14 protein-coding genes and 3 pseudogenes are annotated in these 12,220 nt (G+C 71.1%); 14 read left to right on the top strand and 3 right to left on the bottom strand.

Annotated elements, in window-relative coordinates; genetic code table 11:
- Window positions 1-78: 78 nt before the first annotated feature.
- From ACH4VX_RS27630 to ACH4VX_RS27620, 3 genes are all read left to right on the top strand, one after another.
- Window positions 79-1,452, top strand: a complete 1,374-nt coding sequence (locus tag ACH4VX_RS27630; protein WP_398371039.1) for a DUF445 domain-containing protein — start codon at window positions 79-81, stop codon at window positions 1,450-1,452.
- A gap of 309 nt (window positions 1,453-1,761) precedes the next feature.
- Complete coding sequence (locus ACH4VX_RS27625) at window positions 1,762-3,282, top strand: MFS transporter (protein ID WP_398371037.1); 1,521 nt, start codon at window positions 1,762-1,764, stop codon at window positions 3,280-3,282.
- Window positions 3,283-3,337: 55 nt separating this feature from the next.
- Window positions 3,338-3,697 carry a VOC family protein gene (locus ACH4VX_RS27620; protein ID WP_398371035.1) on the top strand — a complete coding sequence of 120 codons (360 nt, stop codon included), beginning with the start codon at window positions 3,338-3,340 and terminating at the stop codon, window positions 3,695-3,697.
- 41 nt (window positions 3,698-3,738) lie between these two features.
- Here ACH4VX_RS27620 and ACH4VX_RS27615 read toward each other — a convergent pair whose 3' ends face one another.
- Complete coding sequence (locus ACH4VX_RS27615) at window positions 3,739-4,041, bottom strand: hypothetical protein (RefSeq protein ID WP_398371034.1); 303 nt, start codon at window positions 4,039-4,041, stop codon at window positions 3,739-3,741.
- Between the two features lie 214 nt (window positions 4,042-4,255).
- On the opposite strand from ACH4VX_RS27615, the gene ACH4VX_RS27610 reads away from it, so the two are divergent.
- The 5 genes from ACH4VX_RS27610 to ACH4VX_RS27590 all read left to right on the top strand — a co-directional run bounded on the left by ACH4VX_RS27610 (window position 4,256) and on the right by ACH4VX_RS27590 (window position 7,099).
- A complete protein-coding gene (locus ACH4VX_RS27610; RefSeq protein ID WP_398371221.1) occupies window positions 4,256-4,687 on the top strand; it encodes an Hsp20/alpha crystallin family protein in 432 nt (143 codons plus the stop codon).
- A gap of 157 nt (window positions 4,688-4,844) precedes the next feature.
- The gene (locus ACH4VX_RS27605; protein ID WP_398371032.1) at window positions 4,845-5,321 is read left to right on the top strand and encodes a DUF2267 domain-containing protein; all 477 of its coding nucleotides are present in this window, start codon (window positions 4,845-4,847) and stop codon (window positions 5,319-5,321) included.
- Window positions 5,322-5,518: 197 nt separating this feature from the next.
- Entirely contained in the window at window positions 5,519-5,893 is a 375-nt protein-coding gene (locus ACH4VX_RS27600) for a VOC family protein (protein ID WP_398371030.1), read from the top strand.
- Window positions 5,894-5,952: 59 nt separating this feature from the next.
- Window positions 5,953-6,537 carry a sugar O-acetyltransferase gene (locus ACH4VX_RS27595; RefSeq protein WP_398371028.1) on the top strand — a complete coding sequence of 195 codons (585 nt, stop codon included), beginning with the start codon at window positions 5,953-5,955 and terminating at the stop codon, window positions 6,535-6,537.
- Between the two features lie 16 nt (window positions 6,538-6,553).
- Window positions 6,554-7,099, top strand: coding sequence for a TetR/AcrR family transcriptional regulator (locus ACH4VX_RS27590; protein WP_398371026.1), 546 nt, complete (start codon window positions 6,554-6,556; stop codon window positions 7,097-7,099).
- A 203-nt stretch (window positions 7,100-7,302) separates the two neighbouring features.
- On the opposite strand, the gene ACH4VX_RS27585 is transcribed toward ACH4VX_RS27590, so the two are convergent.
- Entirely contained in the window at window positions 7,303-7,926 is a 624-nt protein-coding gene (locus ACH4VX_RS27585; RefSeq protein ID WP_398371025.1) for a hypothetical protein, read from the bottom strand.
- Between the two features lie 247 nt (window positions 7,927-8,173).
- Between ACH4VX_RS27585 and ACH4VX_RS27580 the strand changes: the two are divergent.
- Together ACH4VX_RS27580 and ACH4VX_RS27575 are read left to right on the top strand one after the other, a co-directional pair.
- A pseudogene (locus tag ACH4VX_RS27580) lies at window positions 8,174-8,314 on the top strand (GNAT family N-acetyltransferase); the annotation flags it as partial.
- Window positions 8,305-8,685, top strand: a pseudogene (locus tag ACH4VX_RS27575) (hypothetical protein); the annotation flags it as partial. The pseudogenes ACH4VX_RS27580 and ACH4VX_RS27575, both read left to right, overlap by 10 nt.
- Window positions 8,686-8,764: 79 nt before the next feature.
- Here ACH4VX_RS27575 and ACH4VX_RS27570 read toward each other — a convergent pair.
- Window positions 8,765-9,175: a RidA family protein gene (locus ACH4VX_RS27570; RefSeq protein ID WP_398371023.1), complete on the bottom strand. Its 411-nt coding sequence runs from the start codon at window positions 9,173-9,175 to the stop codon at window positions 8,765-8,767.
- Window positions 9,176-9,254: 79 nt separating this feature from the next.
- On the opposite strand from ACH4VX_RS27570, the gene ACH4VX_RS27565 reads away from it, so the two are divergent.
- The 4 genes and pseudogenes from ACH4VX_RS27565 to ACH4VX_RS27550 all read left to right on the top strand — a co-directional run.
- A complete protein-coding gene (locus ACH4VX_RS27565) occupies window positions 9,255-9,626 on the top strand; it encodes a winged helix-turn-helix transcriptional regulator (protein WP_398371021.1) in 372 nt (123 codons plus the stop codon).
- 462 nt (window positions 9,627-10,088) lie between these two features.
- A complete protein-coding gene (locus tag ACH4VX_RS27560; RefSeq protein ID WP_398371019.1) occupies window positions 10,089-10,466 on the top strand; it encodes a hypothetical protein in 378 nt (125 codons plus the stop codon).
- 204 nt (window positions 10,467-10,670) lie between these two features.
- On the top strand, window positions 10,671-11,582 hold the full coding sequence (locus tag ACH4VX_RS27555) for an ADP-ribosylglycohydrolase family protein (RefSeq protein ID WP_398371017.1): 912 nt from the start codon (window positions 10,671-10,673) through the stop codon (window positions 11,580-11,582).
- Window positions 11,583-11,614: 32 nt separating this feature from the next.
- Window positions 11,615-12,136: pseudogene (locus ACH4VX_RS27550) on the top strand (hypothetical protein); the annotation flags it as partial.
- Window positions 12,137-12,220: the final 84 nt, after the last annotated feature.

The following is a 12,220-nucleotide window of genomic DNA, read 5'->3' as shown; positions in this document are numbered from 1 at the left end:
CCGGACAGACGCCGGGAACTCCTGTCGCGTTCCAGGAGTCGGTCAGGAAGGGACAATGTGTGAGGGATCACCGAACGGATGGAGCGGATGGAACGGACCGAAGCGGCAGAAACGGCAGAAACGACGGAAACCGGCGGCCGGGACGCCGAAGGGCGGAATGCCCGCGCCGGCGCCTTCACGAACCGCACGATGAACACGTTCAGTCCCGCGGACGAGGAGAAGCGGCGCGGGGTGCGCCGTATGAAGCTCACCGCCACCGGACTGCTGCTGTTCGTCGCCGTCGTCTACGTCCTCACCAAATGGGCCTCCCACCAGGGCGCCGGCCCCTGGGCGGGCTATGTCGCCGCCGCGGCCGAGGCCGGCATGGTGGGCGCGCTCGCCGACTGGTTCGCCGTCACCGCGCTCTTCCGCCACCCCCTGGGCCTGCCCATCCCGCACACCGCGATCATCCCCACCAAGAAGGACCAGCTCGGCGTCTCCCTCGGCGAGTTCGTCGGCGAGAACTTCCTCTCGGAGGACGTCGTACGGCAGCGGCTGCGCGCCGTCGGCATCGGCAGCCGGCTCGGCGCCTGGCTCGCCGTCCCCGAACACGCCGACCGGGTGACCGCCGAGCTGTCGGCGGCCCTGCGCGGTGCGTTGACCGTGCTGCGGGACTCCGACGTCCAGGCGGTGGTCGGCGAGGCCATCACCCGCCGCGCCGACGCCCAGGAGGTCGCGCCCGGCATGGGCAAGATGCTGGAGAGGATCGTCGCCGACGGCGGGCACGAGCGGGCCGTGGACGTCGTCGTCACCCGCGCGCACGACTGGCTGGTGCTGCACGGCGACACCGTGATGGACGCCGTCCACGGCGGCGCGCCCGGCTGGACACCCAGATTCGTCGACCGCAAGGTCGGCGAGCGCGTCTACAAGGAACTGCTGCGCTTCGTCACCGAGATGCGCGACATGCCCGCCCACCCGGCGCGCGGCGCGCTGGACCGTTTCCTCACCGACTTCGCCTCCGACCTCCAGTCCGACACCGACACCCGCGCCCGCGTCGAACGCCTCAAGAGCGAGATCCTCGGCCGGGGCGAGGTGCAGGACCTGATCGCCTCCGTGTGGACGGCCGTACGATCCATGATCGTCTCCGCGGCGGAGGACGAGCGCAGCGAACTGCGCCTGCGCGTGCGCGCCTCGCTGCTCTCCCTGGGCGCCCGCATGTCGCTCGACCCCAAGGTGCAGGGCAAGGTCGACGGCTGGCTGGAGAGCGCCGCGGTGTACGTGGTCACCACCTACCGCAAGGAGATCACCTCCCTGATCACGGACACGGTGGCGGGCTGGGACGCCGAGCACACCACGAAGAAGATCGAGGCCAACATCGGCCGGGACCTCCAGTTCATCCGCATCAACGGCACGGTGGTCGGCTCCCTCGCCGGTCTGCTGATCTACACGGTGTCACGGGCCCTGGGGGCGTAGAGCGTCATGCTCCTGCGGGTGCGTCGTGGCCGGGCGCGCAGTTCCCCGCGCCCCTGAGGAGTCGCGGTCACCGTCGGCCGAAACACGAGGGACCCAAGGGGACCCACGGCGGGGTCGCCTCCCAGGGGCGCGGGGCTGTGTTGATATGCGGCTCCGCCGCGTGGGCGCGAACAGCCACGACGCACCCGCAGGGACGACGCGCCGCAAGCCCCACGGGCCCCACCGCACGCCCCGGCGCGACAAAGCGGACGGGCGTGAGAATCCCCGCCCGGGGGCATACGGAGGTTCGCTTCGTCAGGGAGGGAGCCCATGACCACCGCGCAGTCCGAGCCCGGACGCACCATCACCAGCAGCATCCCCGCCCGCCTGGACCGCCTCCCGTGGTCCCGCTGGCACTGGACCGTCGTCATCGGTCTCGGCACCGTGTGGATACTCGACGGCCTGGAGGTCACGGTCGTCGGCAACATCGCGAGCCGCCTGTCCGAACCGGGCAGCGGACTGCCCATCACCTCCGGCGAGGTCACCGGCATCGCCGCCGCCCTCTACGTCGCCGGCGCCTGTGCGGGCGCCCTCTTCTGGGGCCGCCTGACCGACATCTGGGGCCGCAAGAAGCTCTTCATGATCACCCTCGTGGTCTACCTGGGCGCCACCGCCCTCACCGCGATCGCCTTCGACACCTGGTGGTTCTTCCTCTTCCGCTTCCTCACGGGATTCGGCATCGGTGGCGAGTACGCGGCCATCAACTCCGCGATCGACGAACTGATCCCGGCGCAGTACCGGGGCCGCGTCGACCTGATGATCAACGGCAGCTTCTGGCTGGGCGCGGTCGGCGGCTCCCTGCTGTCGATCCTGGCCCTGAACACCGACATCTTCCCGGCGAACGTCGGCTGGCGCCTGACCTTCGCCCTCGGCGCCGTACTCTCCCTGGTCATCCTCCTCGTACGCCGTCACGTCCCCGAAAGCCCGCGCTGGCTGCTGATCCACGGCCGTGACGAGGAGGCGGAACGCATCGTCGGCGACATCGAACGACGGATCGAGGCCGAGCGGAACGAGCCGCTGCCCCGCGCGGAGGGCGAGCTGACCATCCATCAGCGCGAGAACGTCACGTTCACCGAGATCGCCCGCACCGTCTTCGCCAAGTACCGCAGGCGCTCCGTCCTCGGCTTCTCCCTCTTCATCGGCCAGGCGTTCCTCTACAACGCCATCACCTTCGGCTTCGGCGCGATCCTGACCACGTTCTTCGACGTCCCGTCCGGCAACACCGGCTACTACTTCGCCGTGATCGCGGCCGGCAACTTCATGGGCCCGCTGCTGCTCGGCAAGCTGTTCGACACGGTGGGCCGCCGGGTGATGATCTCCGGTACGTATCTGCTCTCGGGCATCCTGCTGTTCGGCACGGCCTGGCTCTTCGACCGGGGTTCGCTCAGCGCGACGACCCTCACCGCCTGCTGGTGCGCGGTCCTGTTCTTCGCCTCGGCGGGCGCGAGCAGCGCGTACCTGACGGTCTCCGAGGTCTTCCCCATGGAGACCCGCGCGATGTCCATCGCCTTCTTCTACGCCCTCGGCACCGCCGCCGGCGGCATCAGCGGCCCGCTCCTCTTCGCCGAGCTCACCGGCACGGGCGAGGTCGGCGACACGGTCCTCGCCTTCCAGATCGGCGCCGGCCTGATGTGCGCGGCGGGCCTGGTGGCCGCGTTCCTCGCGGTGAAGGCGGAAGGCCGCTCCCTGGAGGACATCGCCACGCCGCTCACGGCCGCCGCGCCGAAGGCGAAGACCGACACGGGCACGGACGACCCGGACGCAAGCGGCTCGAACCCGGTGACGGCGTAGCAGAGTCGGACCACCGCAGCATGCGTCCCGTCCGACCGACAGGAGCCACAGCCCGATGACCGTTCGCCGGATCGTGCCCGACATCCAGGTCGCCTCCGAGGAGGCGCTGGACACCAGCCGGACCTTCTACGGCCTCCTGGGCTTCGAGGAGGTCATGGACATGGGCTGGGTGACCACCCTGGCCTCCCCCGCCAACCCCACCGCCCAGATCAGCCTCTTCACCGAGGAACGCACGGCGTCCGTGGTCCCCGACCTCAGTGTGGAGGTGGAGGACGTCGACGCGGTGTACGAGCGGGTACGGGCGTCGGGCGCGGAGATCGTCCGCGAGCTGCGGGACGAGGAGTGGGGCGTACGCCGCTTCTTCACCCGCGACCCGAACGGCCGAGTGGTGAACGTGCTGACGCACCACTCCTGACTCCTGACTCCCGACGAGAACGGCCCCGGACCGGCGGAGGCTCAGCCCCGCCGGTCCGCCACCGCCCACGAAGCGAGCGCCACGGCCCCCGCGACCCCGAACACGGCGGGCCAGGCGCCCACCTTCTTCGCCAGCGGATGCGATCCCGCGAACGCGGCGACGTACGCCACCGACAGCGCCCCCGCGGCCTTGCCGCCGGCCCGCTCCCGCCACTGCTGCGCGGCGGCGGCCCCGGCGGCGGCGAGGACGACACCGCCGAGCTGCCGCTTCCGGGTCCAGCGGGCCACGCCGTACCCCCCGACGAGTCCGCTCGCGGCCACCACCGAACTGGGAACCCTCACCATGCCTGCTGCCTCCTGCCACTGCCCCGGCCCACCGGGCCGGGGTCGTCCGGACTCCGAGGCTAGCGCTCCGGGAGGTCGCCCCGGCGCCCAGGCCCGAAGCCGACCGTGTGACGCAACATGAGCCCAGGCTTGTCAACTTTCCTCCTGCGCGCTATATAAGAAGGCGAGACCGTAAGGGCATCGCAGATGACACCCACGGAAGGAGATGACCGTGATGCTCATGCGTACCGACCCGTTCCGCGAATTCGACCGACTCGCGCAGCAGGTCTTCGGCGCTACCCCTCCCACCGGCCGCCCCACAGCGATGCCGATGGACGCCTACCGGTCGGGGGACGACTTCATCGTCCACTTCGACCTCCCCGGCATCGACCCCGAGACGATCGACCTCGACGTCGAGCGCAACGTCCTCAACGTGCGCGCCGAGCGCCGCTCCCCGGCGCCCGAGGGCGCGGAGACCGTGGTCGCCGAGCGGCCCGCCGGCACCTTCACCCGCCAGCTGTTCCTCGGCGACACCCTGGACACCGAACGCATCGACGCGTCGTACGAGTCCGGCGTCCTGACCCTGCGCATCCCGGTCGCCGAACAGGCCAAGCCGCGCCGCATCCGGATCAGCGGCGGCGACAGCCGCAAGCAGATCAGCGGTTGACCCCCGCGCACCCACGCGTCCCGCGGACCCGGACGGTCCGCGGGGCGCACCCCCGCGCACATCCGGCCCGGAGGGCGGCACATGCCCGGGAGGAACCGGGGCATTGGAGAACCGGAGACCGGGGCACTGGAGAACCGGAGAAGGAGAGAAGTACCGGATGACCACGCTGACACCGCAGAAGCCCGCGACCCTGGAGCCGGCCGGAGCCATCCCGGCCCCGGCCGCCGCGCCCCGGAACGGCAGCTGGCACCAACTGATCGACGCCGTACAGGAGTCGGGCCAGTACGCGACACGGTCGCAGGCGGAGAACGTCACCCGTGTCGTCCTCTCCGCCCTCGGCGGCCACGTCGTCGGCGACGAACGCGTCGACCTGGCCCGCGCCCTGCCCGAGGAGGCGGCGAGAGTGGTCGCCTCGCAGATCCCGGTGACCCGCGGGCTGACCGCCGCGGAGTTCGTCGACTCGGTGGCGGCCCGCACCGAGGGTGCGACCCCGGCCACCGCCCGCTGGGACGTCAGTTCGGTCCTGGGCGTCCTGCCCGAACTGGTCGGCGACGCCCTGGTCACCCGCGTCCTGGCCCAACTGCCGCCGGGCTACGCCCTGCTCTTCGGCCGGGCGGAACTGTCCCCGGCATGACGACCGGGCGGCGGCCCCCCTCACCCGCGAAAGCCGCCACGACATGACCCGGCCCCGGACCCGTGTCCGGGGCCGGGTCATGTCCGGATCCCCGTCGCCGCCCGCCGAATGGTTCGACAAATGGTTCGACGACGGCCCTCCCCGCACGCCATCCTGCGAGCCGGAAGTCACCTCGACCGACCGTCCCCGGAGGACCGTTGAACCCCACCATCCGCCACATCACCTTCGACTGCACCGGCGACCCCTACGACCTCGCCACGTTCTGGAGCGCGATGCTGGGCAACCCGCTCGCCGACGACGACAAGCCCGGTGACCCGGAGGCCCTGATCGCGGACCCGGCCGGCGGGCCCGGCCTGCTCTTCGTGCGTGTGGCGGAAGGCAAGACCGCCAAGAACCGCCTCCACTTCGACCTCAGGCCGACCGGCCGCACCCGCGAGCAGGAGGTCGCCCGCGCCATCGGGCTCGGCGCCCGCCGACTGGCCGACCACACCCGCCCCGACGGCGGAGGCTGGGTCACCCTGGCCGACCCCGAAGGAAACGAATTCTGCATAGAGCGGGGCGAGCTGGACTAGAACGAACACGCGGCGACCGAGGTGTACGTTCGTACGCCCAAGAGCGTACGATCGTACGCATGCCGACGGACGACCACTTCGCCAACGACCCGCGCACGAACCTGGAGCGCATGCTCGCGGGCGACCTGTACATCGCCGACGACCCGGAGATCGCCCGCCGCCAGCAGCGCGCGATGCGGCTCGCGGCCCGCTACCAGGCCGCCTACCCCGAGAACCCCGCCGAGGCGAGGCCGATCCTGACCGAGCTCCTCGCCTCGGTGGGCGAGGACGTCGACGTACGCCCGCCGCTGTACGTCGACTACGGCAGCAACATCAGCATCGGTGCCCGCACCTTCGTCAACTACAACCTGACCGCGCTGGACGTCGCGCGGATCACCATCGGCGAGGACTGCCAGATCGGCCCGAACGTCCAGCTCCTCACGCCCACCCACCCCGTGGAGCCGGGACCCCGCCGGGACAAGCTCGAGGCCGCGCTCCCCATCACCATCGGCGACAACGTCTGGCTCGGCGGCGGCGCGATCATCTGCCCCGGCGTGACCATCGGCGACAACTCCGTCATCGGTGCCGGCGCGGTGGTCACCAAGGACATCCCGGCGAACGTGGTGGCCGTGGGCAACCCGGCCCGCCCGGTCCGCACCCTCTGAGCCCCGACCACGTCTCATGGCCACCGGACACACCGACCCCCGCCGTCGCGAGCGCATCCTCGCGGCGGCGCTCGACCTGATCGCCGAGGAGGGTGTCGCGGGCGTCTCCCACCGCAAGATCGCCGCGCGGGCCCAAGTCCCCCTGGGCTCGATGACGTACCACTTCACCGGCATCGACGACCTGCTGCACGAGGCGTTCACCGGCTACGCCGACCACGTGGTGACCGTCTTCGAGCACCACCTCGCCGGCGCCACCACCGCCGACGAGGCCCGCGAGGCGGTCACCGACCTCGTCCACACCCTCTCCGAAGGCCCCCGCCGCGACCTGATCCTCACCCAGGAGCTCTACACCCTGGCCGCCCGCCACGAGCGGTACCGCGAACTGTGCGCGCGCTGGATGCGACACAGCCGCACCCTCCTGGAACACCACTTCCCCCCGTCCACGGCCCGCCGACTGGACGCCCTCATCGAGGGCCTGACCCTCCACCGGGCCCTGGACGACACCCCCTCCGACCGCGAACTGACCCGCGAGGCGGTCGCCCGCATCACCGCCGCACCCTGATCCGTGAAAGACCGTGATGCCAAAGGCGGTTGACGGTCCCACGACCCGACGACCGGCCTCCGCCCCCTGTCCGGCGGATCCCCCTGCGTCCTCCGGGGCCGACAACGGCCCGGCACCCCGCCACCATGCCGCACCCCTGCATCGCCCGCCCGCACCGCTTCACTCCCGGCTCCCGCACCCGAGTGCCCGGGTGCGGGCCGTTCTCAGTTCAGCATGTTCCAGATGACCGCCGAACGGGCCTCGGAGACCAGATCGTCGAAGACCGAACCGCCGACACCACCGCCTTGGGGCTCCGGTGTCCGCTGCTCGGGCTTCTCCGGCCTGATGTACCACAACGGAGCGCCGCCGGGGAGGGCCGCGACGGCCGGGAAGCGCAGATCACCGGCGAACCACAGCACCCCCCGGCCGTCGGCCATCCCGAGCCAGACGTCGGTGGGGACAGCTCCCCGGAAGGACGCCGCGACGCTCTTGTCCGGGGCCAGCAGTACGACGCGGCGCTCGGACGACTCCCCCGGGACCTCCTCGAGCCGGCACGGCCACACCTGCCAACGGTTGTTCCCCAGGATGCGCAACAGCCGCTTCGGAGCCAGCCTCGTCATCGATATCCAGGCGGCCACGAGGCCGAGGGCGACCGGACCGGCGAGGAAGGGCAGGAGTTCCGCCCCGAACACCGCACTGACGACGAGCACGAGGAGGAGGGCGAACAGGGACGTCCAGAGGACAGCGCGGTGTGCGGCTTTTCCGGCCTGCTCCACCTGTGCCCGCACCCCGGGCGTGCCCGCCGCGGGATGCGGTGAGACCTGGTATCCGTACTCCTCGGCAAGCATCCGTCCCCCGGCGCGTCGGCTGTGCTCAACGTGTCGGTCGAATGCTAGTGACGCTCGATCGGGTTCGCGCGGTTGTCCGTCGGGCGGTCCGTTCGTCGTCAGCCCTGTCGACCGCTGCCGGAGGCCCACGGCATCCGGCAGCGGCTGCCCGCCGACCCCGTCACGCGTCTCCCCGGCCCTGCTTCTTTCCTGCCGTCGCGCGTGGACCCGCCGAAGTCGAAGATCATCGGCGTGCAGAATGCCCCGCATGCCGATGACGAACATCCCGGAGAGGGCGAAGGCCGACGATGCGCAGGCGGTCGGCCGCGCTCTCGCCAGAGCCTTCGGCGACGACCCGATGATGCGGTGGTTCTTCCCCGACGACTCCTCCCGCGAGGCCGGGTCGGGACCACGGCCGACCGCGTCAAGCTCAAGCACCTGCGCCACGACCCGCGTGCGGCGCCGCACGTGCGGGGCGGTGACGTGTGGTCGTTCGCCGTCGCCGTCGCCGTCGCCGAGGGCGAGGCCGAGACCTCCGGGATCACGACGGTCCCCGGCGACGCGGTCGGCCGCGAACTCCTCGGCATGATCCCGGAATCCGCGAGGCCGGAGGACGAGGACGCGTTCCTGGAACAACTGGTCGCCGAACGCCGGCTGGTCATCCGGCTGAAGGTGAACCGGCTGTACGGGACGGCCCTCGGCATCGAGGGCCGGGAGCCGCCGTCGCATGTCACGCCGGCCGCTCCTCCCACGCCGGGGAGGAGCGGGGCACCACACTGAACTCCTCCCGGCGGTACCGCTACGGCCAGGCCGGCAACCTCGTCTGCCCCAGGCGGACCGGGCCTGTGCGGGCGGTCGGTCAGTCGACGAGGGCGGTGGCTTCGATTTCGACGAGGACGCCCGGCTCGAAAAGGCAGTCGACGCCGATGAGTGACGACGGGGGGAGGGGCTGCGGCAGCCCGATCTCGTCGGCGACGCTTTCGACGCCCGCCATGAAGGCGGTGATCTTCTCCGGCTTCCACTGGGTGACGTAGATCGTCAGCCGTACCACGTCGTCGAACGTCGCGCCGGCCCCGGCGAGACCGCGTGCGGTGTTGCGCAGCGCCTGCGCGACCTGTCCGGAGAGATCTCCCGGCGCGACGGGTGTCCCGTCCGCGAGGCTGGAAGTCTGCCCACTGACGTGGACGTGCCTGCTGCCGGTACCGACGGCGACGTGATGGTAGGGCGCGGGCTGCAGCAGACCCTCGGGGGTGAAACGTCGAACGGACATGGTTCTCTCCTGTCGGTGACGGACTTGGTATAGCTTTGATACCTAGGAGACGCAGGAAACTTCAACGAGACCAGGTTTCATGACCGATACCGCCCCTTCCCGCGACGACGAGCTGAGCATCCCGGCGCCGCACCGCGAACTGCTCGACCAAGTGCTGGACAAGTGGTCCTTGAGCGTGCTCAGCGAGCTGTGCGAGGGGCCGCGCCGGTTCAACGAGCTGCGTCGCGCGATCCCCTCGGTCACGCAGAAGTCGCTGACCGCCACCCTGCGCAGACTGGAGCGCAACGGCATCATCGAGCGCGAGGTCGTGGCCTCCAGGCCTGTCGCGGTGGAATACCGGATCACTCCACTGGGGAAGACCATGCGCCCTCCCGTCGATGTCCTCCTGGACTGGGTACGGACGTACATGCCCCAGATCGAGAAGGCACGGGATGCCTTCGACTCCGAGTGAGGAGAGGAACGGGAAATCCGCCCGCGCTCCGCCACACGCTCTGGTCCTCACCGGCAAGGCGAAACACTTCTCCGCCCCTTCCACGGGCGAACCCGCCGGGTCCGTCATCGGTTGCGGACGGGGCGGTCCGGCGCCTGCTCGGTGCCGCGGCGCCCGTCCTGGCCTCCTCTCCGTCGGCGCGGGGATCCCGAAGCGGACGGCCGGCCCTGCTTCACCGACGTCGTGGACCGCGCCGAAGTCCGTCCTGCGACCCGTCCTCCGGACATGGGGGACCGTCCCGGTCGGGGGACCGCAGGGTCAGGTCCCAGGCCCTGACGCGTAGGCGGACCTCGGTGCTTGTGCCGGTCGGCGGAATCGCGCCGAGTCGGCTTCGGATCGGCCGGGAAGGCCGAAAAGTGATGCTTGACGATTCAACATACTTATTGTGAGCATGCGCATGACGTCCTGAGATCGGAGTCCTTCATGCGTCTGAAGTCCCTTGTCCTCGCGGCGGTACCCGCGGCTTTCCTCGGTGTCGTGGCCTCCGCGCCCAGCGCGTCGGCGTGGTCTCCCGGGAACTGCCAGACGGGCACGTTCTGCGTCTGGCCCGAGTACTGGTACGGCGACACGGACATGCAGCCGTCGCTGGTGACCGACGATGAATGGTCGGGCAGCGCTCTCGGCCACATCTTCTACAACAGGACGTCCCAGGACGTCACGATGACGTACGTCGTCGTCGGACAGGAGGAGAAGGGCCCCAGGACGGCATGCGTCTCCGGCAACAACGGCAGCTACTTCACGATGCCCATGTACGTCACGGACATCGCCTGGCGTGAGGACGACGGCAGCCCCTGCTGGTGACCGGCCCCCAGGCACCGTCTCCAGCGGCGCTGGAGCACGTCGGGTGTCCTCTGCTCCGCGCTCACGATCTCTCGCTCCTCGGTCTTCCCCGTCCCGCGAAGAGCGTTCCGCACGTCTGCACCCTGTGCGGGCATCGCCCGGATCAGAAGCCCGGCGGCTCCGAAAGGGAGTGCGGGAGAGCCGTCGCGCTGCGAGACTGCGTCGATGATCGACGTGCCTACCGCTGTGCTGGACTCGTTGTACGGGCTCGCGTTCGGCGACGCGTTCGGCGACCGCTGGTTCGGCATCCTGCGCAGGCATGGTCCGGCAGCCCTGGAGGCGCGGACGCTGCCCCCGGAACCGCTGTGGCGGTGGAGTGACGACACCGCTCAGGCGCTGGTTCTCGTCCGGGAGCTCGTCGAGGGCGGGGGCATCGTCGACCAGGACCGCCTGGCCCGGCGCCTCGCGGCGGCCTACGCCGAGGACACGCACCGCGGCTACGGAGCCTCGATGCACGATGTGCTGCGCCGGATCGATGCGGGCGAGCCCTGGCAGGAGGTGGTCGCCGGACAGTTCGGCGGCCAGGGCTCCTGGGGCAACGGCGCGGCCATGCGGGCCGCCCCGCTCGGTGCCTGGCACGGCGCCGACCTCGATGTGGTCGCTGAGCAGGCCGCCCGCCAGGGTGCGGTCTCGCACCACCACCCGGAGGCGGTCACCGCAGCGGTGGCGGTCGCCCTGGCCGCGGCGCTGGCGACCCGCAGCCGGGGCGGGCCCGCCCCGGCCGGACCGGACTTCCTTCAGGCGGTCGCCGAACGGCTCCCCGACAGCGACGTCCGGTCGGGAGTGCGGATCGCGGCCCGGATGCCGGAGCGCACCTCGGTCCGGCACGCCGCGGAGGTCCTGGGCTCCGGCTACCGGATGTCAGGGCCCGACACCGTCCCGTACGCCCTGTGGTGTGCGGCGGGGCACCTCGACGACCTGCACGAGGGCCTGTGGGTCACGGTCGCCGGGCGCGGCGACATCGACACCACCTGCGCCATCGCGGGCGGGGTCATCGCCGCCCGCACCGGCGTCGCCGCCCTTCCTCCCGCATGGCACGCGGCCTGTGAACCGCTGCCCCCGGTCGTGGCGCGGTGAGGACTCCCACCGGGTGGAGCGGTGCCGGGTCCCTGCCGGTCCCACCGTGCGGCCGTGTCAGGCCGGCCGACGTCACCGCGCTCTTCCCCGAACTGATCCCGCTGGCACGCCCGGCGATCCGGTTGCATCCCCGCCCCGGCTCGCCGTCGCCGCACGAGAGTTCGGTCGGCGGACCGCTGCTGTGGCCCGCCGGCGAGCCGTGGCCGTACTGCGACGAGTCGCACGACGAGGCGCACGAGCTGTACGAGGCGTACGAGGTGTGCGCCGATGGGTTCGACGAGTGGCGCGAAGGCCCGAACCCCATGGTGCCCGTCGCCCAGCTGTACGTGCGCGACGTACCCCTGCTGCGACCGCCCGGCCGGGCCGATCTGCTCCAGGTGCTGTGGTGTCCCTTCGAGCACGAGCCGGACTGCAAGCCTCCGACCGCGCTGTTCTGGCGATCCTCCGCTGAGGTCACCGACACCCTCGTCGCGCCGCCCGGCCCGTTCGCGGTGCAGTACGACGGCTACGTGCCGCGACCGTCCGTGCTCGCGCCGGAGGAGATTACCGGGTTCCTTGCAGAAAGCCCCGGCGTTCACGCCGGGGATGAATGCATCTCAGGAGTGCTTTGACGTGCACTTCAGAGCGGACGTTTCTGC

The organism is Streptomyces sp. NPDC020731 (assembly GCF_044334705.1).
Taxonomy (GTDB): Bacteria; Actinomycetota; Actinomycetes; order Streptomycetales; family Streptomycetaceae; genus Streptomyces.
The sequence above is the reverse complement of the archived record's forward strand: the minus strand, read 5'-3'. Positions and strand labels throughout refer to the sequence as shown.

Coding starts and splice junctions, on each gene's coding strand:
- ACH4VX_RS27630 (WP_398371039.1), top strand. CDS start 79: ATGGAGCGGATGGAACGGACCGAAGCGGCAGAAACGGCAGAAACGACG.
- ACH4VX_RS27625 (WP_398371037.1), top strand. CDS start 1,762: ATGACCACCGCGCAGTCCGAGCCCGGACGCACCATCACCAGCAGCATC.
- ACH4VX_RS27620 (WP_398371035.1), top strand. CDS start 3,338: ATGACCGTTCGCCGGATCGTGCCCGACATCCAGGTCGCCTCCGAGGAG.
- ACH4VX_RS27615 (WP_398371034.1), bottom strand. CDS start 4,041: ATGGTGAGGGTTCCCAGTTCGGTGGTGGCCGCGAGCGGACTCGTCGGG.
- ACH4VX_RS27610 (WP_398371221.1), top strand. CDS start 4,256: ATGCTCATGCGTACCGACCCGTTCCGCGAATTCGACCGACTCGCGCAG.
- ACH4VX_RS27605 (WP_398371032.1), top strand. CDS start 4,845: ATGACCACGCTGACACCGCAGAAGCCCGCGACCCTGGAGCCGGCCGGA.
- ACH4VX_RS27595 (WP_398371028.1), top strand. CDS start 5,953: ATGCCGACGGACGACCACTTCGCCAACGACCCGCGCACGAACCTGGAG.
- ACH4VX_RS27590 (WP_398371026.1), top strand. CDS start 6,554: ATGGCCACCGGACACACCGACCCCCGCCGTCGCGAGCGCATCCTCGCG.
- ACH4VX_RS27585 (WP_398371025.1), bottom strand. CDS start 7,926: ATGCTTGCCGAGGAGTACGGATACCAGGTCTCACCGCATCCCGCGGCG.
- ACH4VX_RS27570 (WP_398371023.1), bottom strand. CDS start 9,175: ATGTCCGTTCGACGTTTCACCCCCGAGGGTCTGCTGCAGCCCGCGCCC.
- ACH4VX_RS27565 (WP_398371021.1), top strand. CDS start 9,255: ATGACCGATACCGCCCCTTCCCGCGACGACGAGCTGAGCATCCCGGCG.
- ACH4VX_RS27560 (WP_398371019.1), top strand. CDS start 10,089: ATGCGTCTGAAGTCCCTTGTCCTCGCGGCGGTACCCGCGGCTTTCCTC.
- ACH4VX_RS27555 (WP_398371017.1), top strand. CDS start 10,671: ATGATCGACGTGCCTACCGCTGTGCTGGACTCGTTGTACGGGCTCGCG.